22 protein-coding genes are annotated in these 26,960 nt (G+C 43.9%); 16 read left to right on the top strand and 6 right to left on the bottom strand.

The features are described 5' to 3' along the window. Positions 1 to 32: 32 nt before the first annotated feature. A complete protein-coding gene (locus B5D48_RS03240; RefSeq protein WP_023937783.1) occupies positions 33 to 989 on the top strand; it encodes an NAD-dependent epimerase/dehydratase family protein in 957 nt (318 codons plus the stop codon). Between the two features lie 926 nt (positions 990 to 1,915). Here B5D48_RS03240 and B5D48_RS09180 read toward each other — a convergent pair. The 6 genes from B5D48_RS09180 to B5D48_RS03210 form a co-directional block, all read right to left on the bottom strand. Continuing rightward, a complete protein-coding gene (locus tag B5D48_RS09180) occupies positions 1,916 to 2,479 on the bottom strand; it encodes a hypothetical protein (protein WP_023940454.1) in 564 nt (187 codons plus the stop codon). A 13-nt stretch (positions 2,480 to 2,492) separates the two neighbouring features. After that, a complete protein-coding gene (locus tag B5D48_RS03230; RefSeq protein WP_023937779.1) occupies positions 2,493 to 3,578 on the bottom strand; it encodes a DUF3137 domain-containing protein in 1,086 nt (361 codons plus the stop codon). 48 nt (positions 3,579 to 3,626) lie between these two features. After that, complete coding sequence (locus B5D48_RS03225) at positions 3,627 to 4,154, bottom strand: LemA family protein (protein WP_023937778.1); 528 nt, start codon at positions 4,152 to 4,154, stop codon at positions 3,627 to 3,629. 55 nt (positions 4,155 to 4,209) lie between these two features. Next, a complete protein-coding gene (gene pyk / locus B5D48_RS03220; RefSeq protein WP_023937777.1) occupies positions 4,210 to 5,634 on the bottom strand; it encodes a pyruvate kinase in 1,425 nt (474 codons plus the stop codon). After that, positions 5,621 to 6,088 (bottom strand): type II 3-dehydroquinate dehydratase, encoded by a 468-nt coding sequence (locus B5D48_RS03215; protein ID WP_023937775.1) that lies wholly within the window; start codon positions 6,086 to 6,088, stop codon positions 5,621 to 5,623. The genes pyk and B5D48_RS03215 overlap by 14 nt, the downstream gene beginning before the upstream one ends. 63 nt (positions 6,089 to 6,151) lie before the next feature. Beyond that, positions 6,152 to 7,687: a hypothetical protein gene (locus B5D48_RS03210; protein ID WP_023937774.1), complete on the bottom strand. Its 1,536-nt coding sequence runs from the start codon at positions 7,685 to 7,687 to the stop codon at positions 6,152 to 6,154. A gap of 301 nt (positions 7,688 to 7,988) precedes the next feature. On the opposite strand from B5D48_RS03210, the gene B5D48_RS03205 reads away from it, so the two are divergent. The 15 genes from B5D48_RS03205 to feoB all read left to right on the top strand — a co-directional run bounded on the left by B5D48_RS03205 (position 7,989) and on the right by feoB (position 26,391). After that, on the top strand, positions 7,989 to 8,459 hold the full coding sequence (locus tag B5D48_RS03205; protein WP_036888756.1) for a hypothetical protein: 471 nt from the start codon (positions 7,989 to 7,991) through the stop codon (positions 8,457 to 8,459). Positions 8,460 to 8,481: 22 nt separating this feature from the next. Next, positions 8,482 to 9,153: a 16S rRNA (cytidine(1402)-2'-O)-methyltransferase gene (gene rsmI / locus B5D48_RS03200; protein ID WP_023937772.1), complete on the top strand. Its 672-nt coding sequence runs from the start codon at positions 8,482 to 8,484 to the stop codon at positions 9,151 to 9,153. Positions 9,154 to 9,181: 28 nt separating this feature from the next. Then, on the top strand, positions 9,182 to 10,039 hold the full coding sequence (locus B5D48_RS03195) for a Cbp1 family collagen-binding glycoprotein adhesin (protein ID WP_023937771.1): 858 nt from the start codon (positions 9,182 to 9,184) through the stop codon (positions 10,037 to 10,039). Between the two features lies 1 nt (position 10,040). Beyond that, on the top strand, positions 10,041 to 10,739 hold the full coding sequence (locus B5D48_RS03190) for a YjjG family noncanonical pyrimidine nucleotidase (protein ID WP_023937770.1): 699 nt from the start codon (positions 10,041 to 10,043) through the stop codon (positions 10,737 to 10,739). A 36-nt stretch (positions 10,740 to 10,775) separates the two neighbouring features. Continuing rightward, positions 10,776 to 11,510 (top strand): DNA repair protein RecO, encoded by a 735-nt coding sequence (recO, locus tag B5D48_RS09345; RefSeq protein ID WP_042120323.1) that lies wholly within the window; start codon positions 10,776 to 10,778, stop codon positions 11,508 to 11,510. Between the two features lie 300 nt (positions 11,511 to 11,810). Next, the gene (aspS, locus tag B5D48_RS03180; RefSeq protein ID WP_023937766.1) at positions 11,811 to 13,571 is read left to right on the top strand and encodes an aspartate--tRNA ligase; all 1,761 of its coding nucleotides are present in this window, start codon (positions 11,811 to 11,813) and stop codon (positions 13,569 to 13,571) included. Continuing rightward, the gene (locus B5D48_RS03175) at positions 13,571 to 14,671 is read left to right on the top strand and encodes a Nif3-like dinuclear metal center hexameric protein (RefSeq protein WP_023937765.1); all 1,101 of its coding nucleotides are present in this window, start codon (positions 13,571 to 13,573) and stop codon (positions 14,669 to 14,671) included. Before aspS ends, B5D48_RS03175 begins: the two co-directional genes overlap by 1 nt. Before the next feature lie 10 nt (positions 14,672 to 14,681). Beyond that, on the top strand, positions 14,682 to 15,485 hold the full coding sequence (locus tag B5D48_RS03170; protein WP_023937764.1) for a zinc ribbon domain-containing protein: 804 nt from the start codon (positions 14,682 to 14,684) through the stop codon (positions 15,483 to 15,485). A 135-nt stretch (positions 15,486 to 15,620) separates the two neighbouring features. Continuing rightward, entirely contained in the window at positions 15,621 to 17,015 is a 1,395-nt protein-coding gene (gene tilS, locus B5D48_RS03165; protein ID WP_023937762.1) for a tRNA lysidine(34) synthetase TilS, read from the top strand. Positions 17,016 to 17,141: 126 nt separating this feature from the next. Continuing rightward, positions 17,142 to 17,939, top strand: a complete 798-nt coding sequence (locus B5D48_RS03160; protein WP_023937761.1) for a sulfide/dihydroorotate dehydrogenase-like FAD/NAD-binding protein — start codon at positions 17,142 to 17,144, stop codon at positions 17,937 to 17,939. Further along, positions 17,936 to 19,405, top strand: a complete 1,470-nt coding sequence (gene gltA, locus B5D48_RS03155; protein WP_023937760.1) for an NADPH-dependent glutamate synthase — start codon at positions 17,936 to 17,938, stop codon at positions 19,403 to 19,405. The genes B5D48_RS03160 and gltA overlap by 4 nt, the downstream gene beginning before the upstream one ends. Positions 19,406 to 19,559: 154 nt before the next feature. Beyond that, entirely contained in the window at positions 19,560 to 20,663 is a 1,104-nt protein-coding gene (gene ychF / locus B5D48_RS03150) for a redox-regulated ATPase YchF (RefSeq protein WP_023937757.1), read from the top strand. A 64-nt stretch (positions 20,664 to 20,727) separates the two neighbouring features. Beyond that, positions 20,728 to 23,043 (top strand): cation:proton antiporter domain-containing protein, encoded by a 2,316-nt coding sequence (locus tag B5D48_RS03145; protein WP_023937756.1) that lies wholly within the window; start codon positions 20,728 to 20,730, stop codon positions 23,041 to 23,043. 166 nt (positions 23,044 to 23,209) lie between these two features. After that, positions 23,210 to 24,202 (top strand): metal-dependent transcriptional regulator, encoded by a 993-nt coding sequence (locus B5D48_RS03140; RefSeq protein ID WP_023937755.1) that lies wholly within the window; start codon positions 23,210 to 23,212, stop codon positions 24,200 to 24,202. Continuing rightward, entirely contained in the window at positions 24,199 to 26,391 is a 2,193-nt protein-coding gene (gene feoB, locus B5D48_RS03135) for a ferrous iron transport protein B (RefSeq protein WP_023937754.1), read from the top strand. The genes B5D48_RS03140 and feoB overlap by 4 nt, the downstream gene beginning before the upstream one ends. Positions 26,392 to 26,960: the final 569 nt, after the last annotated feature.

Below are 26,960 nucleotides of genomic sequence, written 5' to 3'. Positions count from 1 at the left end.
GAATTGATCTAACTAATCAGGTAAAACAAATAATGAAGAACATCCTTATTATCGGATCCACCGGACAGATAGGTTCGGAGCTGACAATGGAGTTAAGACGCCGCTATCCCAACGGCAACGTAGTTGCAGGGTATATTCCCGGGGCTGAGCCTAAAGGCGAGTTGCTTGAGAGTGGCCCTTCTGCTGTAGTCGATATCACCAATGCAGCCCATATTGCGGAGGCTGTGGATAAGTACAAAGTAGATACGATCTACAATTTGGCTGCTCTACTCTCAGCTGTAGCCGAAAATAAGCCCCAATTGGCGTGGCACATTGGTTTGGGTGGTCTCTTCAATACACTTGAGGTTGCCAGAGAAAAAGGCTGTGCAGTGTTCACTCCAAGCTCTATCGGAGCATTTGGCGATGATACTCCCAAAGACAAAACACCTCAAGACACAATCCAGCGTCCTAAGACGATGTACGGTGTGACAAAAGTTTCGGGAGAATTGCTCAGCGACTACTATTTCAAGCGTTTTGGTGTAGATACCAGATCCGTACGTTTCCCCGGACTCATATCTAATGTGACACCTCCGGGTGGTGGTACAACGGATTATGCAGTAGATATCTACTACGCAGCCGTGAAAGAAGGACGCTTTGTTTGTCCCATAAAGCAGGGTACATATATGGATATGATGTATATGCCCGATGCACTGAATGGGGCTATCGAACTGATGGAAGCAGACCCGACTCGATTGAAGCACCGTAATAGCTTCAACATTGCCTCAATGAGCTTTGCTCCAGAACATATTGCAGCAGCAGTCAAGAAGATTATACCCGATTTCGAGATGCTCTATGATGTAGACCCTTTGCGTCAGGGTATTGCAGAGTCTTGGCCAAACTCTCTTGATGATAGTTGTGCCAGAGCAGAATGGGATTGGGCTCCCAAATATGACCTGGATAGTATGTCGCAAGACATGATCAAGGTATTAAAGGCTCGTTTCGGAAAATAATAAAAAAGTCTCCTCTTTTTCATTCTCTCTACAGGACGTTTGTAGAGGTTTCCGAGAAAAGAATAATAGGCAGCTTGCTTGGGGAAAACTCCCAAGTAAGCTGCTTTTTTATGTCTCCTATTCAAGGTATTTCGCAGGTTCTGAGAGATGCAGAAAGCCTCCCCCCAGGGAGATAAGGTAAATAGGTTACGGAATAAACCTATAGTAAAGTGTTGAGATGCAGATTTGGGGTCGTATTTCCCCTGACAACTTTCCAGATATGATTTTAGCTCAAAAAGATGTGTTTTTCCATCATTTTTATACTATTTATGTAAACCACTTATTGGTTTTTAGGGCCTGAAAAGAGACCTATTCGTCTTTAATTTTTCTCTCATTTCTGTCCTCTACGGGTTCTATTTTTTCGTGACACGGGAGAAAACAAAAATTCTCTCCTGAGGAAAAAAATCTCTCTCCTGTGTTAGCAAAATTTTTCTGAGGAGAGAAATTCGACCCTCTCAGAATCCCGATGAATAGGGCTTTTTAGAAGAGCATTCACCTCCCCAAAAAGGGAGAATATTGAGTCCAATATTCAGGCCCTTTTTCTTTGATTTTTTCTTGCTTAGATCTTCGATCGTTTTTACATGAATATACATTACGCAATGTTGGAAAAGGATACTGTGCCTTGTGCAATAGTCTCAATAGATGACAGAGCTCAATTTGAGAGCTACTGTATAGTGGAATGTTTATAAAGCCTCCTCTCTCCCGATCACTTTACCTCTACAAATCTCTACGTATCACACACAATATGACTCTCGCTACATTGGTATTGATTTTTGGGTTTCCAAACAGGAGAAAAAAACTCTCCACACTTCAGACTTCTGATTCTGAAGTGTGGAGAATAACGAGAAGATAGGAGCAGAAACTGCTATCCTCTACCATAAAGGTATTTATCTAGGGGTACTCTTAATACTCTTGATAATGGGATATACCTGTGAGTACAAAGGTTCCGATATTTCTTTTACTTCAGTTATTCCTCTAAAGTCTGAAGGGGAAAAGTATTTCATCAATTGCAGATAGAAAACTTTACCCTTCGCATCCTCATGGATATACAACTGGAGAGGATTATTGTGGGCATCAGGAGCATCGGCAAGACCTTCAAAGTCATTTTCATCGAACATTCTCATGATTTCGGCTTCGTTCACCAAGTTTCTATCGAATTTTTTGATTGCACTTTGGGTAATCTTCCCTCCAGAGGCAATATTGAAATAGTCTTCCCCTCCGAAGTAAGCGGCAAAACCAAAAATCAATATCCCCAAAACAGCCAGAATTCTCACCAAAAGAGATGAGAGAGGCAGTAGGGATGGCATAATCAATAGAATGACACACAGAGCGACCAAGGCATAGTATATGACTTTCTTGATCATGTTTGTCCTCTTCTCAAATTTGTCACTGTTGACATAATACTGATACAAACTCTCAGGATAGTTGCTTGAATTTGTGCTTGTCTCCATTTTGCTTTAAGTTTTATTGATTGGTAAATATTCTGCTGTTCAATTTCAGCTCTTGCACTATACTTTTCGTTGTCTCTATACTTGCGGACAATTCTCCTATTGGGGATGTTTTTTTCGTTTGCTTTCCATGCAGAGAGAGGAAACCCTCCGGGATAGGGACAAACAAAGTAAACGTATTTCTCACAAAAGAGCACATTATATCTCGACCATATTGATTTCTCAAAGCCGTTATCCGTAGCATCATAGATGGGGTGAGAATGTATCGAGCCAAAATCTCATCATCTGAATAGACTACAAACTTTCTTTCAAACTCCGGATCTTCCATGAATACCGGTTTGCTACCATGAACACTCTTGAGAGATTGGATCGCTTGTGCCAAGTAATCAATCTTTTCCTCCATATGATCCGGTAAGATGATTACTTTCCCCTCAAAAGATCGATTCAGAGGGATTTGTACAAACATTCCTTTTGCCCCATATCCTGCATCAGGATAGGGAGAAACGATATTTTCCAGCAAATACTTGATCGTTACTAAGAATGCTCCGATTTGACTCTTTTCTAAAGTCGCAGTCTTGCCAAATGACGGAATAACAATATCGTGGGCCGTAATGGTGGGAGAACCATCAACTGAGGCTAGTTTTACATAACCATAGCTGTGACAAGACTTGATGTGAGCTCTTCCAAAAAGGAGGCTGCCGACAATTTTGCTTCTGCTGAAAGGTGCATGTCCCAAAGAACATTCAACATCAGGATATAAACAGGCAATCACTTTTTGGGTCATCGCCTGCTGTGTCTTGCTGATTTGCTTGTACAGACTTGGGAGTACACCGGCACTTATACTAATAAGGAGAAATGCTGGGAGTATTATAACCAAAGCTCGGTTGGCCTCCCAAAAGCTGGGGTAAGGATTTGCCTCGTAATCATGTGCAAGGATATAATTACCCAAGAATACTGCAGAAATGCAGAAAAGGATGTAACAAAGCGATAAGCCAAAAGAAATAGCTCTGGCAACAACGAAAATATGTCGGGTACGTCTTGCTTTGTTCAGGATGTCCGACATTTCTCTGTCGAGTTTTTGTATTCTGTCTCCTGTTTCCATAAGCCTTTATCTTGGTGTCATATCTGTTAGGAAAGAGGTACTTTTTTCTCACTCTGGAATCTGTATCAGTTGTACGGGTTTGTGTTTGGCAAGAGAAGCCACAATGTTTGATGGGAACATACGAATTGTGTTGTTATAACTGACGGCTGCCGCATTGTATGTTCTTCTGATAGCCTGCAATCGATCCTCCACCTCCTCGATCGAATTTTCCAATTTGAGAAATTGGGTGTCAGCTTTCAGTAGCGGATATTTTTCTACCAAGATTGGGAGTTTTGATAGTTCTTGAGAAAGAGCCGTGTCAAGCCCCTGTTTTTCCTCTTTCCTCATCGTTTCAGCGGCAAGGGAACGCAATTCAGTTATTTTCTTCAAAAGATTGTTTTCATATCCAACATATCCTTTAACGGAAGAAACAAGAGCAGGAATCATGTCGCTCCGCTGTTTCAAAGCAACTGAAATACCACTCTCACATTGTTCCAGTTTGTTTTGTCTCACAATCAACTTGTTATAGGTATAAATCCCCCAAAGTATAATAGTCAACAAAACAACTGTGATGGGAAGAAGTAAAGAAGAACTCATTTAGCATGTATGTATTTAGCTGTTAATCAAAAAGCATGATGGTGCAGGAGAACTTCTACCAGCATTTCCGTTCTATCAGGTTGCATACTTGATCTATCTCCAGACCTGTGCTTGAACTTTCTCTCCCAGGACGTCCGCTGATATAAGCCACCAGATCATCGGGTTTGATCATACCTTCCAGAATCAGATGTTTTAGTGCTGCAGACAGGTTTTCCAAAGAACCTTTTTCCAATGGCTGGTAGGAAGTCCACACCCCGTAGCTGAGAGTGAGTTGTCGGGTTACCCGTTCATTGTAGCATATAGCATAGATGGGGACTTTTCCTCGAAAAGCAGCTAAGACTCGGGCTGTTCGACCAGTAAAACTATCTGTAACAATCGCTTTTACGCCTAATTTGGCAACTGACTTCACAGCCTGTTTAGCAAGAAAAGAAGTTGTATCCAAATCATCGTTCCCGAATGGAACTCGTATGTCATTGGCTTCAAGTTTAGATTTCTCAGCCTCGAGGATAATACGTTTCATTGTCTCTACTGCAGCTTCGGGGTAGCGTCCTTTGGCTGTCTCTCCACTAAGCATCACCGCATCGGTACGATAATATATAGCATTAGCCACATCAGTTACTTCAGCTCGTGTGGGACGTGGGTTTTCTATCATTGTATGCAGCATCTGTGTGGCTACGATTACGGGCTTTTGGTGTTCTACACATTTTCGTATGAGTTGCCGTTGCAGAGCTGGGATTTTCTCTTGTGGTACCTCTATCCCCAAATCCCCACGAGCGATCATCATACCATAGGCGTGTTTCAGTATTTCGTCTGCATTGTCCACCCCCTCCTGATTTTCAATCTTTGCTATGATCTTGATGTGACTGCCAGCAGCATCCAGTATTTTCTGAATGTCCAAAACATCTTGAGCCGAGCGAACAAAGGAATGAGCAATAAAGTCTATATCCTTTCTGATAGCATAATCAATGTACCGTTTGTCTCGCTCTGTCAGTGAGGGCAAATTGATGCGTACTCCTGGCACATTCACACTCTTGCGACTACCGATTTCCCCATCGTTAAGTGCACGGCAATAGAGCCGGTCCTCAATTCGTTCGAGGACCTCTATTTCCAAGATTCCATCATCGATAAGAATACAACTGCCAACATTTACATCTCTCACAAAATTGGTATAGTTCACCGAGAGACACTCTTTGGTAGAAATGGAGCTTGGATCACCCTTTATGTAGAAGTTATCGCCCTCTCTATAGACTATCGGAGACTCTACTGTGGTAGTACGGACCTCCGGTCCTTTGGTATCCATGAGGATTCCCACAAAAGAAGAAATGGATCGTACCCTATCAATGATACGATCCATTCCTTCTTCATCCATATGAGCTGTATTGAGGCGTACAACATTTACTCCGGCATTTATCAGCCGGGTCAGAAAATCTTTTTCGCAACGAAGGTCAGAGATTGTTGCTACAATCTTAGTTTGTTTCATGTATTTGTTCTTTGTTTAAGTACAGATGTAGGAAATAATGGACAGCTAATGTATAAGATTCTAAACCTAAACCTGTAATTGTCCCCTTACAAGCAGAGGCAATGAGAGAACATTGACGAATTTCCTCTCGTGCGGCTGTATTGCTGATGTGCACCTCTATCACCGGCAGCACAATGGAGCGTATAGCATCAGCCAAAGCTAATGATGTATGCGTATAAGCTCCGGCATTGAGGACTATGCCCAAACAGCCGGGATTAGACTCTGCTTCGTAGAGTTTGTCTATGAGAGCTCCCTCGTGGTTACTTTGGTAGTAAAGAATTTTGGTCTGAGGATAGCATTGACGAAGCTCTGCAAGGTAGGAGTCGAAATCTTTCCGACCATATATGTCAGGTTCGCGCCTTCCTAAAGCATTTAGATTTGGGCCATTGAGTATAAGCAGATATTCGGGTGTCATTCTATTTTTTGCTTATTGCCACAAAGATAATCTTTTAAGAGCATTCCCAATCTTGCTTTTTAATCAATACCCAAGCCCATTGGTTTTCGCTTCCAGGATTACTAATACCGGTATCTCTATCTTCTCTAAAGGGATTATTTTGAGTATGGAGCTACTTTCCTGATAGAGGTTATTCTTGTCTATCATCATTTTCTCATTTACGACATGCAATGTCTCCCAATCGACATCCTTGAATAGAGGTTCGGAAAACTTGTACCTCCCTTCTTGCATCTTCTCCTTATGCCACAAGTTATACCCTCCTAAGAGATATTTTCCATCAGTATAGAAATCAGTTTTTTGATTGTTGGCAAGTATGGCTTTCATTTTTTTTATATCGACTTTTGTCTCGACAAGGTTTGCATCAGTCTCGTATAGATTCCCCTTATACAAATAGAAGTTTGCTGTAAGCCTCTTGTACTGCTCTATTTCAATCGGTTCATGCTTTTTCTTCTTGGCATCATAAATCATTACCTGATCAATTACTTTCGCCTCTAAATGTTCTGAAGAACCGGTCAGTCCATAAAATCCGCTCGGAGTCTTTATCAGTGTATAGTAGCTCCCCCCATTGGCATAATGCCCGGGTGAAGAGAAATACAAGGTATTACCTTCTTTGTTTCCTCTGACCGTGAGTATATCTATGAACTGCCATTTGTGGAAAGGGGCCTGAGGTCTTCCTTTCTCAACCATTCTCCAGGGTTTTATGAGACTGGGGGAGATGGTTCTTGAAAAGTTGTTTGATAGCTTGAATATTTTACTATCATCACCCAGATAAGTATCATATACAGTGGATACTTTTTGCGTGGTCTTTGCATTCAGCCTAAATCTTTTTGGATCGGCATCACAGACATAAGGATATGCGGCATCTCCGTACACAAAATATTTCTCGTACAAAATGGGGCGAAGATTCCTTCCATTGCTTTTCTCCAATTGACACCTAGTGTTTTCTCCCAAATAGTACAATCCATTCTTGTCCGAATAGAAATTTCCTGCCGTATGTTGCAGACTTTTTTCATCCAGAGAGATATCTACTTCCAATAGTTTTCCCTCTCTCATGGGTATAAAGAAGAGCTTCCCTCTTTCATCTTTGAAAAGCAATTGTCTGATATGTGTATATCCGGAAATATCGATTTTTGAAGGAGCTCGCATATCCCCCTCCAGCAGATATACGATGTTTTCAAATGGAGACAAGAGGTAGGTATAGTTGGATTCATATCCAAATGATTGAAAGATTAGGCACAAAGTAGTCGGGTCTACCGAATGTATTGGAAAAAGTTCTTTGAAGAAAATGATACTTCCTGCAACGATAAGTTTGGTTGTTCCAAAGTTCACAGTTCGAGAGGGTACGTATCTATATCCATCCCAATGGATTACATTCCCATCCGAATCCATATCTGTTCCCGATGTATATTCTTTCTCATAGACAGTCTGCTCTGCCGGCACGATTTTGAAGTTTCCTATTTGCACGGAGTAGTTCTCTTTCTTGATATTCGACTTTGACTGTGTGAATGCCATATAGGTAAAACAAAAGAAAGTACAGAGTAGAGATAGGTATTGTTTCATAGGTCAGAGATTCTACTTTTTCTATAGTTAGCCTTTTGGGCTGTCTTGCACATGATGGTTTTTCAGGGTTTAACATCTGAGACAAATGTATGAAAAGTATGGTGGCACCAAGCTATAAAGAAGACAAAGACATATCACCTTTATGGTGGTTATCAAATAGCTTACAACCCCTTAATAGCTTGTTTTGAGTCTAAAATGATTGTGTACGCCAAATAATGATTAGAAAGCCATGTGCTGAAATTATTTTTGATACATTTGTATAACATGTAGTCTCAACCGGTAGTAGTGTTGGATGAATAGGATGGAAAAAGTAGAAGAGATGCTTCGTTTGGCCACTGAAAGTTTGAAAAATGGTGACTATGGAGTGGAGGATTTGTTGAAGTTGCAAGGATTGGCTTTGGCCTTTGCCACGCAGTGTGGCGCGCTGGCCCAAGTTTGTCTGGGGAAAAAGGGTATAAATACTTCGCAAACATTCCCTATCGGTTCGCGAGTTTGCTACTCCGGAGAAGAGAAGAGCAATACAATGGAAGTCTCCCTTCCTGCTACATTTTCTCTCAAAGCTCTTTTACCAATAGTGGACTACTATAGCGTAGTGAAAGAGGTTTTCGATAATAGAGAGGAAAATTTGCAAAACTTTCAGATCAAGATTTCGGCATCCTCTTCCGGTATCGAAGCATTGCAGCATGTTCGGGCATTGGGTCTGAAAGATGATAGTTCGGTATGGAGCATACTACGGGGGGCTATAGACCGTTATTACTCGGGTCTCCATTAAGAAGACCCTTAATAGTTGCAGTATGGCTAAACTTGTAATCGTACCAACTCCTATCGGCAATCTATCCGATATGACATACAGAGCTGTGGAGGTGCTTTGTTCTGCCGATTTGATATTGGCTGAGGATACGCGCACCAGCTCTGTTTTGTTGCAGAAGTATGGTATACACAAGCCCATGCTTAGCCATCATAAGTTTAATGAACACCGCACTGTACAATCAGTAATAGAACGCATTGAAGCTGGTGAAGAAGTTGCTCTTATTAGTGATGCAGGGACACCAGGGATTAGTGATCCAGGCTTCATGCTGAGTCGAGCTTGTGCTGAAGCAGGGATAGAAGTGGATTGTTTGCCTGGTCCTTGTGCTTTTGTACCTGCTCTTGTTGCTTCTGGCCTACCATGCGATCGATTCGTCTTTGAGGGATTTTTGCCCATGAAGAAAGGTCGGCAAACTCGCTTGGTCTCTTTGGCAGAAGAAACTCGCACAGTGGTTATATATGAATCTCCGTACCGAGTGTTACGGACCTTGCAGCAGCTGGCAGAGCATTGTGGTTTGGAACGACCTGCAGCAGCCTGTCGAGAATTGACAAAGCTCCATCAGGAAATAAAGAGAGGTTCTCTAGAGGAGTTGATTGCTCATTTTAGTGAAACTCCTCCACGTGGCGAGTTTGTACTCGTTATTGGAGGAAAGAAATAAGAACGAAACCCCAAATTAAGAAGATGTTATGAACAAGAAAGTAATCTTTGGCTTGGCTTTAGTGGCAGCCTTCACTTCGTCTTGTGGTCGAAATTCATCGGCTTACAAAGAACTCAAAGCTCAGTACGACAGCGTATTTGCTATCAACGCAGCTCATGAAGCCGAACTGGGAGAGATGGACTCTCTGATTAGCACTGTCTTGACGAACTTCCAGGAGATTTCTCAAATGGAAGGTATGATCAATGTAAATCCTATAAGCGGAGACTTCAAGAAAAGTCAGAGAGACAGAATTAGAGATAACATGCAGTTAATCAATGAGAAACTCCAATCCAACAGAGAAAACATCCAGAAGCTATCCCAACAGATCGAAAAGTTCGGACGAGAGAACAAGGGCTTGCAACGTACTTTGGCTTCTTTGAGAAAACAGTTTGCAGACAAAACGGCTGAAATACAGCATCTGAACGATGAGCTTGTTCGCAAGAATTTGTACATCGGTATGCAAGACTCTATCATAGGTCTTCAAAATGCACATCTCAACGATATGGCTGTAGAGAATGCCTCACAGAGAACCGAGCTAATGGCACAGGAGAGGGAACTTAACACAGTGCGCTATGCGATTGGTACGGCAAGAGACCTGAAAGATATGGGATTGCTGAAAGATGGCAAGGTAGTAACTGATAAGGCCAATATGGGCTATTTCAGTAGTGCTGACCTGCGAGAACTCAATCAAATTGCCCTGCAAGCGAAGAAGGCCGAATTACTTACTTCTCACCCGGCTTCTTCCTATGAATTGCGTGCAGGAAACAAGGGTGAACTTTCTATCATTATCAAAGACGCCAAACAGTTCTGGAGTGTATCCAAGATCTTGATTGTGAAAGTGAAGTAATATGATCAAAACGCTCTTTGTTGATCTGGACGATACCCTTTGGGACACGTTTGACAACAACAAAGAAAGCCTCAAAGAGCTATATGTTGCCCGGAATTGGGGACAGCATTTTGCTTCTTTTGAGGCTTTCTTCGATTCCTACTACCGAATAAATGATTGTCTTTGGGACGAATACAGGAGAGGTTTGATAGATAAACATACACTCACTTTGAATCGATTTCGCAAACCGTTACAAGGAGTGATAGATCCAACAGACAGTGAGATACTGCAATACAATGATGATTTCCTATCCCGTACAGCCAAAAAAACACGTACCTGCCCCGGAGCTCTCGAAGTGATGCCCTATTTACACAGGTATTATAAGATTTGCATTGTTAGCAATGGCTTTAGAGAGATACAAAGAGCCAAGCTGGAAAACAGCGGACTTGCTACATACGTAGACCACATGGTCTTGTCTGAAGATGTAGGGATCAATAAACCTCACAAGAGGATCTTCGATAGAGCTCTGTCTTGCTGCTCTGCTCTGCGAGAGGAGACTTTAATGATCGGAGATAGTTGGGCTGCAGATATTGTGGGTGCTCACAATGCCAAAATAGCTTCTATCTGGTACAACCCTTATAAGCTTGAGATGCCACAGGATGAAACCAGACGCCCTATACATCAGGTGCAACAGTTGACAGAACTCCTTGAATTATTGTAGAGATCCTCACTACCCTTTTACACACCTATATCCTCCGTGCAAATCACTACCCGTGCGATTGTACTACATCGCTTTCGATACAATGATACAAACAGTATTGCGCATCTCTATTCCAGAGAAGCTGGAAAAATTAGTTGCATCTTTCCGGAGGCTAAGGGGAGTCGGAGAGGAGGGCGGCTCTCTTCTTTGATTTCCCCACCCATCGAACTTGAATTCGTGACGGATATTCGTCGACATAACGACCTTTGCAGGCTTTCACAGGTACAGGTAATAAATCCGATGCCTCTACTACGAATGGATCCTGTGAAGCAGAGCATCTCTCTCTTTGTTTGTGAACTCTTGCACCGAATACTCGGAGGATTACCTTCGGAAGCCAATTTATATGACTTTATAGCTGCATCCCTATCCTTTTTGGATAGCACAGAAAAATCTGCGGCTAACTTTCATCTGTGTTTCCTTCTTCGATTACTGGACTTTTTGGGGTTCTCCCCTGATATACTCTCTTCTCCCATATCGGATGGTCCGATTTTTTTTGATTTGAAAGAGAGTTGTTACTCTCTCTCTCATCCGGCCGGGCCTTCTATTCCTCCACGGAGACGAAGTGCATTGGTTTTATTTGCTCGAATTAGTTACGCCAATATGCATTTGTTTCAGTATTCAAGAAACGAAAGACGAGAGATTCTTGAGTATTTATTGGCTTATTACCGGCTCCATCTTCCCCCATTTGGAGAACTTCGAACCTTATCCATCTTATCCGAACTTTTCAACTGACTAAGCGAAAATGCAGGGTATTTCTAAAGTTTGTTGAGAATTTCACACTAGAAGATGTTGAATAGACGATTTCGAGGATCATATCACCAAAGAGTAATAATACAGTAAACAATCAGTCATACAAGGCTTTTTTCTTGTATTTTTGCGCTATCGGTGATATGTAAGAAGCCCATAGGATCTCTGTTTACAGGAAGACTTTGATATGATCCGAATGAAGAAGCTCACCATAAGGGGGTATTATGCCCATGAGTTATGTTATGCAACTTTCTTTCCAATAAAAGAGTAAAAGATAATAGATATATGTACAGAACAAAGACTTGTGGCGAACTTCGCCTGACGGATGTCGATACGAGAGTAAAACTTGCCGGATGGGTACAACGCAGCCGAAAAATGGGAGGGATGACATTCATAGATCTCCGAGATCGATATGGAATCACCCAACTCGTTTTTAATGCAGAAGGGTGTTCTTCTGATATGATGGAACAGGCTGAGCATCTTGGCCGTGAATACGTGATAGAGGCGGAAGGTACTGTTATCAAGAGACAAAGTATCAACAACCAAATACCGACAGGAGAGATTGAGATCATCGTCGATAAGCTGATAGTGCTTAATAAGTCCGAAACGCCTCCTTTTACAATAGAAGATGAGACGGATGGAGGAGATGATTTGAGGATGAAATTCCGCTATTTGGATATACGCAGGTCAGCTGTGCGTTCAAATCTAGAACTTAGACATAAGATGTGTCTTGAAGTTCGACGCTACCTGGATAGCTTGAATTTTATAGAGGTTGAAACTCCTGTCCTGATCAAATCAACTCCTGAGGGGGCCAGAGATTTTGTCGTTCCATCTCGCATGAATCAAGGACAATTCTATGCTTTGCCTCAATCTCCTCAGACATTCAAGCAGTTGCTCATGGTGGCAGGAATGGATCGTTACTTCCAGATTGTAAAATGTTTCCGAGACGAAGACCTCAGGGCAGACCGCCAGCCTGAGTTTACGCAGATAGATTGCGAAATGAGTTTTGTGGAACAAGAGGATATACTCAACACTTTTGAAGGGATGACACGTCATCTTTTCAAGAAGCTACGCAATGTCGATTTGCCCGATCGTTTCCCCCGGATTACTTGGGCTAATGCTATGAAACTTTACGGGTCAGACAAACCAGACCTTCGTTTTGACATGCACTTTGTAGAAGTGGAAGATATCATGCAGGGACATGGATTTGGGGTATTTGACACTGCAGCCTACATTGGGGGAATAGTAGCTCCTAACGCAGCATCTTTCACTCGTAAGCAACTTGATGAGCTCACTGAATATGTCAAAAGACCTCAAATAGGGGCCAAAGGATTGGTGTATGCACGAGTGACAGAAGATGGATCAGTAAAGAGCTCCGCAGACAAGTTCTACAACCAGGATATTTTGTTGCGCTTAGCCGATAAAATGCAGGCTAAGAAAGGGGATTTGATTTTATTAATGTGTGGAGAAGATCCGATGAAAACGCGAAAGCAACTTTGTGAATTGCGGCTGGAAGTTGCTCAGCGATTGGGTCTTCGGGACAAGAACAAGTTCGAATGCCTTTGGGTCGTGGACTTCCCTCTTTTGGAATGGGATGAGGAAACGGCCCGATACTATGCTATGCACCACCCCTTCACCTCTCCCAAGGCAGAGGATATTCCTCTGTTGGAGACAGATCCGGGAAAAGTAAGAGCCAACGCCTACGATATGGTTATCAATGGAGTGGAAGTTGGCGGAGGATCGATCCGGATACATGACAAACAGCTACAGAGAAAGATGTTCGATGTATTGGGATTTACTCCCGAAAAAGCAGAAGAGCAGTTCGGATTTTTGATGAATGCTTTCAAATACGGAGCACCTCCTCATGGTGGTATCGCTTACGGATTGGACCGCTGGGTATCACTCTTTGCAGGCCTTGACTCCATTAGAGATTGCATTGCGTTCCCCAAAAACACATCGGGACGGGATGTAATGATAGATGCACCTTCTGCATTGGATGCCGAGCAGCTCCAAGACTTGGCTTTAGAAGTCATAGCACAGAAATAATGAAAGTATCCGACATTGTAGATTGTCTAGAAGAGGCTTTCCCCCTGTCTTTTCAAGAAAGCTATGACAATAGCGGTCTGCAAATAGGAGACCGATCGGCAGAGGTGACAGGTATCCTGATTGCTGTCGATGTCGACGAAGCTGTATTGACCGAAGCTATAGAAACGGGTTGCAATATGGTGGTGACACACCACCCCCTGCTCTTTAATGCTGTCAAGCGGCTTGGAAATTCTTCTTACATAGAGCGGAGTATCCGTCTGGCTGCACGCCATGACCTTCATGTCTACGCAGCTCATACCAATGCAGACAATGCTTTGCCAGGGATCAACAGTATTCTGGCAGAACATTTAGGACTAGAGAATTGTCTGCCACTAATTCCATTGAAGAATAAGCTACGTAAGCTGGTTACATTTGTACCTGCAAATCATATCCGATCTGTTCAAAATGCAATCTGGCAAGCCGGAGCTGGAGAAATCGGAGCATACGACTGTTGTAGTTATCAGGTAGAAGGTCTCGGTTCTTTTCGTCCTGGACAAGAGACGCATCCTCACACTGGAGAAGAGGGGAAACTCTGCGTTGTACCGGAGACTTGCATCAGCACGATATTCCCGGCACACAAAGAGAGCCAAATTGTAGAGGTCCTATGTAAGGCACACCCCTATGAGGAACCGGCTTTTGACATAGTCTCTCTCGACAATAGTTGGGATACACAAGGAGGAGGCCTTATTGGTCTTCTTCCCCACCCTATTCCTTACATTGAGTTTTTGCATCAAATCAAAAGGCTACTTTCTGCAGATCGACTGTGCTATAGTCGACCAAAATTTCCCGATCAACTGATACAGAGGGTGGCTATTTGTGGAGGATCTGGAGCTTTCATGTATAAATCTGCAATGCAGAAAAAAGCGGACATATTTCTCACCGGTGAAGCTAAATACAACGATTTCTACGATGCTGTCGATGGTCCCATGCTAGTGACCGCAGGTCATTACGAGACTGAACAATATGCAACGGAACTTTTCCAACGTACATTATTGCAGAAATTCCCTAACTTTGCGATTCGCATTAGCGTACGAATAAGTAACCCGGTAAATTATCTATAATACAATACTGATGGCTAAAACAAACGAAACCCCACTGACCCAGACTGCAGGAGCAGACAAACCGGAAACCACAGTAGAACAAAAACAAATTGCACTGGCAATACTACAGCGAACACTCTCTGAAATCGACAAGATAAGAAAGCTCAGAGGGGAACTTCCGTTGGAGGTTCAAGATCTTGAGGACGAAATCGCCGGTATGGAGACACGTTTGGCTAATTTTACCGCAGACAACAAAACGCTCTCCGCAACTGTAACCCAAGAAAAAACCAAAGCCTCAAAAGCAAAGGACTTGATCGAGAAGTATAAGGCTCAACTTGATATGGTGCGCAACAACAAGGAATACGACAACCTGCAAAAGGAAATCGAATTTCAGGAGTTAGAGGTACAATTGTCAGAAAAAAAGCTGAAAGAGAATAATGCTGAGATACAGGGGCGCAAGGTTGAGATAGCATCGCTCAAGGAGCATATCGAAGAGCGTAAGAGCGACTTGGAAGCTAAAAAGAGCGAATTAGATGCCATCATTTCCGAAACGAAACAAGACGAGGAGACTCTCCATGATCAAGCAAAAGAATTGGAAAAGCAAATTGAGCCACGTCTCCTTTTGGCATTCAAGCGAATCAGAAAAGGTGCTCGCAACGGTCTTGCTGTTGTGCCAGTAGATAGAGGGGCTTGTGGCGGATGCTTCAATAAGATTCCTCCGCAGCGACAACTTGATGTTAAGCTGCACAAGAAGATTATTGTATGTGAATACTGTGGTCGCATCATGATTGACCCAGAGTTAATTGCTTCGGAAGCCGATAAAAAACAAGATTGAGTCTCTCTTACGGAGATACAGAGACTTCTTCCTTGCGGTTTATCTGAAAGCTTACAATAACATAGCCCCACCGAAACATATCCTCCAAACTTGGGGAATATGTCTCGATGGGGCCTTTCTTTTTGTCCAATAAATATGCAACAAGGTATCCATACTCCTCATACGGAAGCGATAGAGAAGCAGATAAAAAAGGAGTTGAATCAGGCAGGCTTGCGAGTCCAAGACCTGATAATAGTGGGAGTAAGTGGAGGGGCCGATTCCGTGGCATTGCTGTTAAGTCTGTATCGTCTGGGCTGCCTTGTCGAAGCAGCGCACTGTAATTTTAGCCTCAGACCAGGAGACTGTGAAGAGGATGAAGTTTTTGTCCAGAAGCTTTGCCAGGATTTAGATATCCCTATTCGTCACATAACATTTGACACCACTTCTTACGCCCAAAAACATGGCATTTCCATAGAAATGTCTGCTCGCAAACTGCGGTATACTTGGTTTGAAGAACTAATGCAATCGAGACAAGCTTCCGCTTTGGCTTTGGCACACCATCGGGATGACAATATAGAGACGCTATTACTAAATCTGACAGCTGGTACCGGCCTACGAGGTCTCACAGCGATGCGTACATGGAGCAAACAGCGCATATTCCGTCCCTTATTACATTTTAGTCGGAAGGAAATAGAGGAATATCTATCAGATATTGATCAAGACTATCGTATAGATAAAAGCAATACAGATACGACCTACAAACGGAACTTCGTGCGGCATCGCCTAATCCCTCTACTCAAAGAAATCAATCCTTCTGTAGAAAAAGCCATAGATCGAACCATAGATAACCTGCAAGGAGTTGAAGATATATTTGAGGAGCAGTTATCAGAGTCGGTGATTCGCTTTTACAGGGAAGGTAAAATATCAATGGAAGAAGTTCTATCTTCCGCCTCTGTCCCTACATTCCTTTTTGAACTTCTCCGTCCGGCTCATTTCTCCAGAGTGATGATTCGAGATATTTACCAACGCCTTTCCAATTCATCTGGAGCCGTATATGACTCACCAACTCATCGATTGGTGCGCAGTACAAATTCTCTGCATATCTACCCATTGGCTTCTCTATTGGATCAGCATGATGTAAAAGAAATTCTCATCCCTATAAACAATACAGAGCAGGGAGAATGTCTATTTCCTCACAACAAGGACTTGAAACTATGTTGGAGAATAGTTGACCGACAAATGTTTGGAGCATCTCTCCGTCTTCCCCTCAATATGGCTCTTTTCGATTACAACAAATTGGGACAGCTCTCTCTACGCCTTAAACAAGCAGGAGAAAAGATCTATCCTTTTGGTATGAAAGGCTCGAAAAAGATCTCTAAGCTACTGATTGATTGCAAATACCCTCTTCAAGAACGAGATATGGATCTGTTATGCTCAGACAATACTCCTATTTGGGTTCCCGGATTGGTAGCTGATAGGCGATTCGGAGTAGATGCGAATACCAAATGTTGCTTGCTTTGCTCCATATCAAAAACAACCAACGAAGAATAGCAAGCTTTGCATTAACTGCAAAAAAAATCATTTGGGGCTGTGTTCGCCTTATCTAGTCTTTATTCTTACCTTTGACGTCAATTTAGAATATTAAATACTGTCGATTTTTCACTTGTTACAGCTATTATGAAGAATAGGATTGTCGAGAAAGAGTATTTCTCTCCCAAGGTTGTGAAGTTGGTAGTAGAGGCTCCACGCATAGCCAAAGCCAGACGTGCTGGACACTTTGTAATCGTTCGTACGGGACCCAAAGGAGAGCGCGTACCTCTTACCATCGCAGCTGCGGATCCGGACCGTGGCACAATCACTCTAGTAATACAAGTCGTAGGTCGTTCCTCTGAGAAGATTTGTGCCTTGGAAGTAGGTGATTGCATAGATGACATTGTAGGACCGTTGGGTAAAAGCACACATGTAGAAAAGGTCGGTACTGTCGTTTGTGCTGGGGGAGGTGTGGGAGTAGCTCCTCTGCTGCCTATTGTAGAGGCTTTCCATAAGGCAGGTAACAAAGTTATCGTAGTGTTGGCTGCACGAACCAAAGAGCTTGTAATATTGGAGGAGCAAATGAAGGCCAATAGCGACGAAGTTATCATCATGACAGACGATGGCTCTTATGGCCATAAAGGACTTGTGACTGAAGGAGTAGAATCTGTGATACAGAGAGAAAAAGTCGATTTGTGCGTGACTATAGGCCCTGCCATAATGATGAAGTTCGTAGCTCTTCTGACAAAGAAATACGAAATCCCAACAATTGCATCCCTCAATACAATCATGGTGGATGGTACGGGGATGTGTGGAGCCTGTCGCATCACGGTAGATGGTAAGACTAAGTTTGTTTGTGTAGACGGACCTGAGTTTGATGCTCATAAGGTGGATTTTGATGAAATGATCATGCGCCTTGGCGCTTATAAGAGTTTGGAGCAATGACACAGACCACTCATACGGCTATGCGTAGAGCCGAAGCCTGGCGCGAAGAGCTACGCAATAAGATGAAAAACAAGGAGCGTATGCAACTCCCGAGGGTTGTGATGCCGGAGTTGGATCCGGCCTATCGTGCAACTCAACTGGATAAGGAAGTGAACTTGGGACTTACCGAAGAGCAAGCAATGGCAGAGGCCAAACGCTGCTTGGACTGTCCCAAACCCGGATGTATGGAAGGATGCCCTGTAAGCATCAGTATACCGGACTTTATCAAAAATATCGAGCGAGGTGAGTTTGCTGAGGCTGCCGCAATTTTGCGTGAGACGAGTTCTTTGCCAGCCGTATGTGGGCGTGTTTGTCCACAGGAAAAGCAGTGCGAGAGCCGTTGTATATACACCACAGGGCTTAAGAAAGAAGCGGTAGCAATTGGCTATTTGGAGCGTTTTGCAGCAGACTATGAGTGCACACATGGAGAGATAGCTCTACCGCAAATGGCTGAATCCAACGGAAAAAGTATTGCAGTTGTGGGCAGTGGACCTGCTGGGTTGTCTTTTGCTGGAGATATGGCCAAGCTCGGCTATAGTGTGACTGTGTTTGAAGCCCTACATGAAATAGGAGGAGTGCTCAAGTATGGCATTCCTGAATACAGATTGCCCAATAGTGTTGTACAGAGTGAGATAGATCTGTTAGAACGAATGGGGGTTGTATTTGAGAATGACACAATTATCGGTCGTACACTGAGCTATGATGATATTGTGGAGATGGGATTCTCCGGAATGTTCGTAGGAAGCGGAGCCGGATTGCCCAATTTCATGAATATCCCTGGAGAAAACCTCATTGGAGTGATGTCTTCTAATGAATATCTCACCCGTGTCAACCTGATGCATGCAGCCGATAGTGATAGTGACACACCTGTGTTCAAGGGTAAAAATGTGGCTGTAATAGGCGGTGGCAATACGGCTATGGACTCCGTGCGTACAGCCAAGAGACTTGGGGCAGACCGAGCTATGATCGTATACCGGCGTTCTGAACAGGAAATGCCTGCTCGACTGGAAGAAGTGAAGCATGCCAAGGAAGAGGGGGTAGAATTTCTGACCCTGCATAACCCGATTGAGTATCTCGCCGATGACAAGGGAAAGGTGCGAGCCATGCGCCTGCAAAAAATGGAGCTTGGGGAACCTGACCAGAGTGGACGTCGCAAACCGGTAGAGATTGTTGGAGCCATAGAAGAGATAGCTGTAGATGAGGTTATCGTAAGTATCGGTGTATCTCCCAATCCCCTTATTCCTCGCTCAATAGATGGCTTAAAGATATCTCCTAAGGGAACGATCTTGGTGGATGAAGAGAACCGAACAGATATTCCTACCATTTTTGCAGGTGGAGATATTGTGCGCGGAGGAGCCACCGTAATTCTCGCGATGGGCGATGGGCGCAAAGCTGCTGCTGCCATGCACAAGCAACTAAGTAAATAATTATTGGGGCGTAATTTTGAGGTCGGGTGTTCCGACTGCCTTATAGCAATCTGCCGGACGGAATAGCAAGGATTTCCGTCCGGCATTTTTTGTAAAGGTCTCATTCTTCCTATCTTTGTCCTCCATAATCAAGTCAATACAAAAGAAATCGGATATGTCTCTTCAGTGTGGTATTGTTGGTTTACCCAATGTGGGTAAGAGTACCTTGTTCAACTGTCTTTCTAATGCAAAAGCTCAGTCGGCTAATTTCCCTTTTTGTACTATCGAGCCTAATGTCGGTGTCATCACTGTTCCTGATGAACGGCTCAATAAGTTGGCCGAACTCATTCAACCTGAACGCATCGTCCCCACCACCGTGGAAATCGTTGATATAGCAGGATTAGTCAAAGGCGCCAGCAAAGGAGAAGGATTGGGCAATAAGTTTTTGGCAAATATTCGTGAGACTGATGCAATCTTGCATGTGCTGCGTTGCTTTGATGATGACAATATCACGCATGTGGATGGAAGTATAGATCCCCTCCGTGATAAGGAGATTATAGATACCGAACTACAGCTCAAAGACCTTGAGACTGTGGAGAGTCGCCTGCAGAAAGTTTACAAGCAAGCTCAGACAGGTGGGGACAAACAGGCCAAACTCTCTTGCGAGGTGTTGTTGAGGTATAAAGACGTTTTGGAACAAGGATTGAACGCCCGTACCGTATCTTTTGAGACGAAAGATGAACTCAAGGTAGCCAAAGATTTATGTCTTCTTACGGCCAAGCCTGTGTTGTATATATGTAATGTGGACGAGGCTTCGGCTCTTTCCGGGAACCAATATGTGGAGCAAGTTCGCCAAGCTATAGCTAAAGAACAAGCCGAACTATTGGTTGTAGCAGCCAAAATAGAGAGTGAAATAGCTGAACTTGAGACTTACGAAGAACGGCAAATGTTTCTTGCCGAAATAGGATTGGAAGAGAGTGGTGTAAGCAGGCTTATTCGGTCAGCATACAAACTTCTGGATTTGGAAACCTTCCTTACTGCCGGCAAACAAGAGGTGCGAGCCTGGACATACCACAAAGGCTCCAAAGCTCCCGTATGTGCTGGCGTGATCCATACCGATTTTGAAAAGGGCTTCATTCGTGCTGAAGTAATCAAGTATGAAGACTATATAGCCCTTGGATCGGAGTCTGCTGTTCGAGAAGCCGGGAAGATGAATGTCGAAGGCAAAGACTATGTAGTGCAGGATGGAGACATTATGCACTTCCGATTTAATGTATAAGTTGGCTTACCTCATAGCTACCTTCCTCTACAAGACAGTATAATTTGAAAGTAATCGGAATAAGGTGAAAGAAATAAAAGACGGTAACCTCTCTTTGACAAGCAGACCTGCGATGTGGAAGCAGGTGATCTTCTATGTTTTCACTCTTGTGGTATGTGCCTTAGCCATCATTCTTGGTATTAGGTTAGGTTCGTCAGTCGAGTCTGTGGGAGCTGTCCATCCAGAGTCTACCTCCGGAGAATATGGCTGGATCGCTGCATTTGATTCTTTTTCAGACTCCGTAGCAGAGCATACAATTAGCCCGATAGGGCTATTGCTGCTGCAGATTATAGTAATCCTTTCAGTTGCCCGCTTTGTGGGTTGGATATTCAATCGAATAGGTCAGCCAACCGTTATTGGGGAGATTCTTTCTGGTATCATCCTTGGTCCATCTCTTTTGGGAGCTGTCTGGCCGGAGGCTTTCCAATTTCTTTTTCCCGAGCACAGTCTCGGAAGTATTGGGCTATTAAGTGAGATTGGTCTTATTCTCTTCATGTTCGCTATTGGCATGGAGCTTAGCCTAAAAGAGGTAAAGCAAAAGTTCCGCTCTTCTCTGATCATCAGCCATGCTGGTATCTGCTTGCCTTTTGCCTTAGGTGTGTGGTTGAGCTTCTATACCTATGAGCAGTATGCCATGTCTCAAACTTCATTTCTCCCCTATGCCCTGTTTGTAGGAGTAGCCATGAGCATTACCGCTTTTCCTGTACTGGCAAGAATCATACAGGAGCGCCGCCTTGGACGTACTCACCTAGGAAGTTTGGCACTAAACACCGCGGCTACAGGGGACATTACAGCTTGGCTTATTTTGGCAGCTGTCATGGCGATTTCTTCTTCTGGCAGTATGCTCAGCTCCGTGTACAACTTCGTTTTCCTTTTGCTGTATTTGCTGGTGATGTTCTTTGTCATACGGCCTTTCTTCTCCTTTGTTAGCAAAATCTATGACAATACGGAGGTGGTGGGTAAATCCATGGTCGGGATTATATTCATCCTGCTTATCGTATCTTCCTATGTTACAGATCTTCTGAGTATGCATGCCATTTTTGGCGCATTTATCATGGGCTTAGTGATGCCCGACAACTTGAAGTTCCGTCATCTCATAACTGAGAAGGTAGAAGATGTTTCTCTCAGCTTTTTTCTTCCTCTTTTCTTTGCCAGTTCAGGGTTGGCAACTCAGGTAGGACTGATCAATACTGCTTCTTTATGGATCTTGTTTTTGATTTTTACTCTGGTGGCTATATTCGGTAAGGTAGTGGGTACTTACGTAGCAGCAAGAGCTGTAGGTGAGACACGGAAAGACAGTCTATATCTTGGTGCTTTTATGAATACACGAGGGCTTATGGAATTGGTTGTTCTCGCCTTAGGCTTCGACTTGGGCATTTTGCCTCCAGTGATATTCACAATCTTGGTACTGATGACATTGGTTACTACCTTCATGACAACACCTCTAATTAGTCTAATCAATGCAGGATACCGTAGGCTGGAAAAAAGAAAGAAACGCCTGAGCAATGTAAATCGAGTATACCAATCGGCCAAAGTGCTCATCTCTTTTGGCCGCCCAGCTTCGGGAGCTCTATTGCTCAGATTGGCTGATCAATTGACTAGAAGAGGGAAAGACATCATACCGGATGTAACTGCATTGCATATTACCCCTCATGCTGAAACCAATCCTATTATGGCAGCCAGGTTTAAGGAATCAAGCTTTACTCCAATGTTGGAGGAAAGCCAGCGGTTGGGAACAAAGCTTAAGACACAGTATGAGCTATCCGATCATCCGGAACAAATGATTGTTGAAGTAGCTGAAGAGGGTAATTATGGTTTGCTATTGGTAGGAGGAGGCGTGAAACACTCCGGTCTCAAGAGTCATCGTGAGGTAGAGGCTCGTCGCTCTCGCCTGAAAAGGCGTATCGGAGGTATAGGAGTCTCAGCAGGAGAGAGTCTGTTGGCAGCAGCTCCAATGCTTCGGGACAAGATGTCTTACTTTTTTTCCCATGTCTCTTGTTCAGTGGGGGTACTCATAGATAGAGGGTTTAGTCAGCCCAAAAACATTCTCCTGCAGATAGGGGAGGAAAGCGATATCAAATTGCTACCATATGCCAGAACAATGGCAGAAAATAATGGAGCCAAACTAAGTATCTTGCCAACCTCCCCACAAATAGATCTGCAAGGGAAACTGCACGGTACAGAATCATTGCTGTCAGCAGAGTTACTCCCAACTACATCAATCTTGCAGGATTACGACTTCATAATACTCAGCCGTAATCGTTGGAACTTCCTTTCGACCAATGATGTGGATGCAATGGCAGAGATGCCCTCTACCTTAGTCCTTAGTCTGCATTGTTGAGGTTCCCTACCTTTTGGGTGAGAGGTTGGGGTTACAGAATCTTTTCGCAGCCGAACAAATTGCTTTGCAAATCGGTTCCCACAGCAAGACTCCCTCTATAAATCCCTAAGAATAGCGATACTGGAGGAGATAGAGTTCTATATTTTTGTCCCTAAAACAGATACGAATGAATCGTCAATCAACAGGGAGCAGAAAAAAGAGGAGTTTCTTTTTTTCTCTTTTTGACAAGAGGCCTTACCTCAAAGAGGTCTCAGAAGACATATTGAAGCTACTTTTTCACCACGAAGAAGAGGGGCGCAGGCCGAGACTGACCAGAATGGCGTCCGAAATAGGCTGCAGCCAAAAGATCTTGGCAGCAGCAATAGAGCACCTACGGAACTATGCTGATATCGATTCGAATCTCGTGCTTACTCAGAAAGGTCGCCAACGAGCATTAGTTCTCATTCGCAGGCACAGATTGTACGAAACTTATCTGGCCGAGCATTCGAGCTTTGCCCCTCAAGAGTGGCACAGTAAAGCCGAGAGAGTGGAGCATGCCATGGATGAAGCAGAAGAAGAGCGTATATCACGTCTATTGGGTAATCCTCGATTTGATCCTCATGGAGATCCTATCCCAACGAAAGACGGTCATATGCCGATAGCTAAGGGACAGTCTCTGGCAGGGAAAATGCAAATCCCGGGTTACGCACGTATTCTGCACATGGAGGATGAGCCGGAAGATGCTTTCCTCAAACTAGTGAAGATAGGTTTGTATCCCGGGGCTATTCTGCAGCTACTGGAAGAAACACAAGATGGTTTGCAAATCCTTTTTGAGGGGAAAAAATACCTACTGTCCCCGGTCATGCGTTCCCAGATTACAGTCTCTACCTCTCTGGATGTTTCCATTATATCTGAGGAACTCGATTGTATTCGACTTCATCAACTGCCCTCCGGTACACGAGCTCTGGTTGTAGGCATCAGCGACCTATACCGAGGAGCTGGTAGGCGTCGGTTGTTAGACCTTGGTTTCGTGCCCGGAAGCATTGTAAGTATCGATTTGAGATCCCCCTTGGGAAACCCTACAGCCTACTTGGTAAGAGGTAGCACCATTGCCTTGAGACATGATCAAGCAGCTCATATCCGAGTCAGGCCTATATCAGCAAACAAAAATCCTTTATGATACATAAATCGACTTGTACATCGTCTTCCTGTTCCGGTTGCTCACAAGGAGATGCTTTGCGTCAATTGGGAGATTCGGAGAGCAGGCGAGGCAACTATACAGTTGCTCTCGCTGGGAATCCCAATACCGGTAAGAGCACTATTTTCAATCGCCTGACAGGGCTTAAACAACATACTGGGAATTGGCCGGGTAAGACCGTAGAGAGGGCCGAAGGTGCATATGCCTATGGGCAAGATGAGTATCGGATTGTGGATTTGCCGGGAACCTATTCTCTGCTCTCCACCTCTGAAGATGAAGAAGTAGCAAGGAACTTTATTCTTTTCGGAAACCCTGATGTAACAGTGATTGTAGCTGATGCTACCAGATTGGAGCGTAACCTTAATTTGGTATTGCAGACGATGCAAATTTCCGACAAAGTCGTTCTGTGTATCAACCTACTGGATGAAGCCCGGCGTAATAAGGTGGACATTGATCTGAGAGCATTGGGGAAACGGTTGGGAATACCGGTGGTAGGTTGTTCTGCCAGATCGGGAGAAGGAATAAATGGGCTATTATCCACAATCGCAGGGCTAGCTCATGAGGAAATTCGTTGTAAGCCTTATCGAAGCAACCCTCTCGAAGGGGCTTCTGAAGTTGCAGTCGGCGAGATTGTTGATAAACTGACCGAAATTCTCCCTGACTACCGACATAAACGTTGGTTGGCATATCGATTGATCGAACGAGATGATGAAGTAATAGATCGACTTAGTAAGGGATATGCTCTATCCGGGCAGCTTTTAGCCGATTCAGTTCGTTGGAAGGCTTTGATTGCTCGAGCTGGTGAATTAGGTGATGAACTGGGAGATGATCTGCACGATAAATTAACCGAAGGTCTTTACAAAGAATCGGTATCGCTATGCGAGGGTATTATTCGCTACGAATATGCCAATGGACGAGCTCCTTTGGATGTAAAACTGGACCGCATCCTCACCAGCCGGCTGTGGGGCTTCCCCATTATGCTGTTGATGTTAGTGGCTGTCCTCTGGCTCACTATTGTAGGAAGCAACTATCCGAGTTCCTTCTTAGGAGAGCTATTGGTGGGTCAGGGGCATCCCTGGTTGAGAGGGCTTTTTGAATCTTGGGCCCCATGGTGGCTCACCGGCTTCTTGATCGACGGGGTTTATTTATCCACAGCTTGGGTGGTATCGGTGATGTTGCCTCCCATGGCTATATTTTTCCCTCTCTTCACATTGCTCGAAGATTTTGGCTATCTGCCTCGTGTCGCCTTTAACCTCGATGAATTGTTCCGTCGATCAGGAGCACACGGCAAGCAGGCTCTCACAATGACAATGGGGTTTGGCTGTAATGCTGCCGGGGTCGTTTCCACTCGTATTATAGACAGCCCGAGAGAGAGGCTGATTGCTATTGTGACAAACAATTTTTCCCTTTGTAATGGTCGCTGGCCTTTGCAAATCCTCATCGCGTCTCTCTATATAGGGGCTTCGGTGCCTGCAGCTTTTCGTGCTACGGCCTCTATCGGAGCTGTAGTTGTTGTTGCATTGCTTGGTATCGCTTTTATGTTTTTCTCTTCATGGAGTTTGTCGCGCACATTGCTCAAAGGCTCGGTGTCCACTTTTCACTTGGAGTTACCTCCATACAGGCCTCCACAGTTTTGGCAAACACTCTATACATCCCTTGTCGATCGTACACTTATCGTTCTGTGGCGTGCAATTATCTTCGCCATTCCGGCCGGTGCTCTTATTTGGCTTTCTTCCAACATCATGATTGGAGATCTCAGTATAGCTGCCAGATTGGCTCATTCTCTGGATGGTATCGGCTGGCTAATGGGGTTGAATGGAGTCATATTGCTGGCATATATTTTAGCCATACCAGCCAATGAGATTGTGATCCCCACAATACTGATGCTAACTCTTTTGGTGACAGGCAATACGGAAATTGGAGCCGGAGCTGGAGTGATGTTTGAAGATGAGAATATCACCAAACAAGTATTCGATATGGGAGGTTGGACCTTGCTGACCGGTGTCAATTTGATGCTATTCAGCCTGCTGCACAATCCTTGCAGCACCACCTTATACACAATTTACAAGGAGACCAAGAGTGGCAAGTGGACAGCTATCTCAGCCTTTTTGCCTCTCTTACTTGGCTTTCTGATGACTTCTTTTGTCGCTTTTGTGTGGAGGCTGTTTTAGCTCTCTTGTGAGGAGCCTCGATATTGAAGAGTACGTAAGAAATTCTCCTCCTTACATACTGAATTTTTCTTCCTCATGATAGATTCCATCGAAAACTAATTGACTTCTTCCAAATTGGTAATACACTTTCTTAAGGGTGTTTACATCCAAATCGCAGGAAAATCCTCCATCGACTCTCTGGCACAAACTGACTACCGCAAGAGAACTATTAGAGATAAAGCATTCGCTTGAGGGGATGTTTCTGCTCCATTTAGGTGCCACGCAAAAGAAGTTGCCGAATGGTGGCCCAAAAGATACCGGGCGATCGCAAGATCGCTCGGTATCTTTTTTTCGATTGCTCAGTATCCTTTCTGGGAAACTTCTAATTAGTGCATCAAAAACTCCTAAGCTTTTGATTGATTGCTTGGCACATTTTTTTAGAAAGCACCTGATGAGAGCATCAAAAGCAATAAAGCTTTCACGCAAAAGCAACTAAGCTTTCAGACAAAAGCAACTAAGCTTTCACGCAAAAGCAACTAAGCTTTCACGCAAAAGCAACTAAGCTTTCACGCAAAAGCAACTAAGCTTTC

It is taken from the genome of Porphyromonas crevioricanis (genome assembly GCF_900167225.1).
Lineage (GTDB): Bacteria > Bacteroidota > Bacteroidia > Bacteroidales > Porphyromonadaceae > Porphyromonas > Porphyromonas crevioricanis.
Note: the sequence above shows the minus strand (reverse complement) of the source record. Positions and strands in the feature narration are given on the sequence as shown.

Coding starts and splice junctions, on each gene's coding strand:
- B5D48_RS03210 (WP_023937774.1), bottom strand. CDS start 7,687: ATGAAACAATACCTATCTCTACTCTGTACTTTCTTTTGTTTTACCTAT.
- B5D48_RS03190 (WP_023937770.1), top strand. CDS start 10,041: ATGATCAAAACGCTCTTTGTTGATCTGGACGATACCCTTTGGGACACG.
- gltA (WP_023937760.1), top strand. CDS start 17,936: ATGACACAGACCACTCATACGGCTATGCGTAGAGCCGAAGCCTGGCGC.
- B5D48_RS03240 (WP_023937783.1), top strand. CDS start 33: ATGAAGAACATCCTTATTATCGGATCCACCGGACAGATAGGTTCGGAG.
- B5D48_RS09180 (WP_023940454.1), bottom strand. CDS start 2,479: ATGGAGACAAGCACAAATTCAAGCAACTATCCTGAGAGTTTGTATCAG.
- B5D48_RS03170 (WP_023937764.1), top strand. CDS start 14,682: ATGGCTAAAACAAACGAAACCCCACTGACCCAGACTGCAGGAGCAGAC.
- B5D48_RS03215 (WP_023937775.1), bottom strand. CDS start 6,088: ATGACACCCGAATATCTGCTTATACTCAATGGCCCAAATCTAAATGCT.
- feoB (WP_023937754.1), top strand. CDS start 24,199: ATGATACATAAATCGACTTGTACATCGTCTTCCTGTTCCGGTTGCTCA.
- B5D48_RS03175 (WP_023937765.1), top strand. CDS start 13,571: ATGAAAGTATCCGACATTGTAGATTGTCTAGAAGAGGCTTTCCCCCTG.
- B5D48_RS03230 (WP_023937779.1), bottom strand. CDS start 3,578: ATGGAAACAGGAGACAGAATACAAAAACTCGACAGAGAAATGTCGGAC.
- tilS (WP_023937762.1), top strand. CDS start 15,621: ATGCAACAAGGTATCCATACTCCTCATACGGAAGCGATAGAGAAGCAG.
- ychF (WP_023937757.1), top strand. CDS start 19,560: ATGTCTCTTCAGTGTGGTATTGTTGGTTTACCCAATGTGGGTAAGAGT.
- pyk (WP_023937777.1), bottom strand. CDS start 5,634: ATGAAACAAACTAAGATTGTAGCAACAATCTCTGACCTTCGTTGCGAA.
- rsmI (WP_023937772.1), top strand. CDS start 8,482: ATGGCTAAACTTGTAATCGTACCAACTCCTATCGGCAATCTATCCGAT.
- B5D48_RS03205 (WP_036888756.1), top strand. CDS start 7,989: ATGGAAAAAGTAGAAGAGATGCTTCGTTTGGCCACTGAAAGTTTGAAA.
- B5D48_RS03160 (WP_023937761.1), top strand. CDS start 17,142: ATGAAGAATAGGATTGTCGAGAAAGAGTATTTCTCTCCCAAGGTTGTG.
- B5D48_RS03140 (WP_023937755.1), top strand. CDS start 23,210: ATGAATCGTCAATCAACAGGGAGCAGAAAAAAGAGGAGTTTCTTTTTT.
- B5D48_RS03195 (WP_023937771.1), top strand. CDS start 9,182: ATGAACAAGAAAGTAATCTTTGGCTTGGCTTTAGTGGCAGCCTTCACT.
- B5D48_RS03225 (WP_023937778.1), bottom strand. CDS start 4,154: ATGAGTTCTTCTTTACTTCTTCCCATCACAGTTGTTTTGTTGACTATT.
- aspS (WP_023937766.1), top strand. CDS start 11,811: ATGTACAGAACAAAGACTTGTGGCGAACTTCGCCTGACGGATGTCGAT.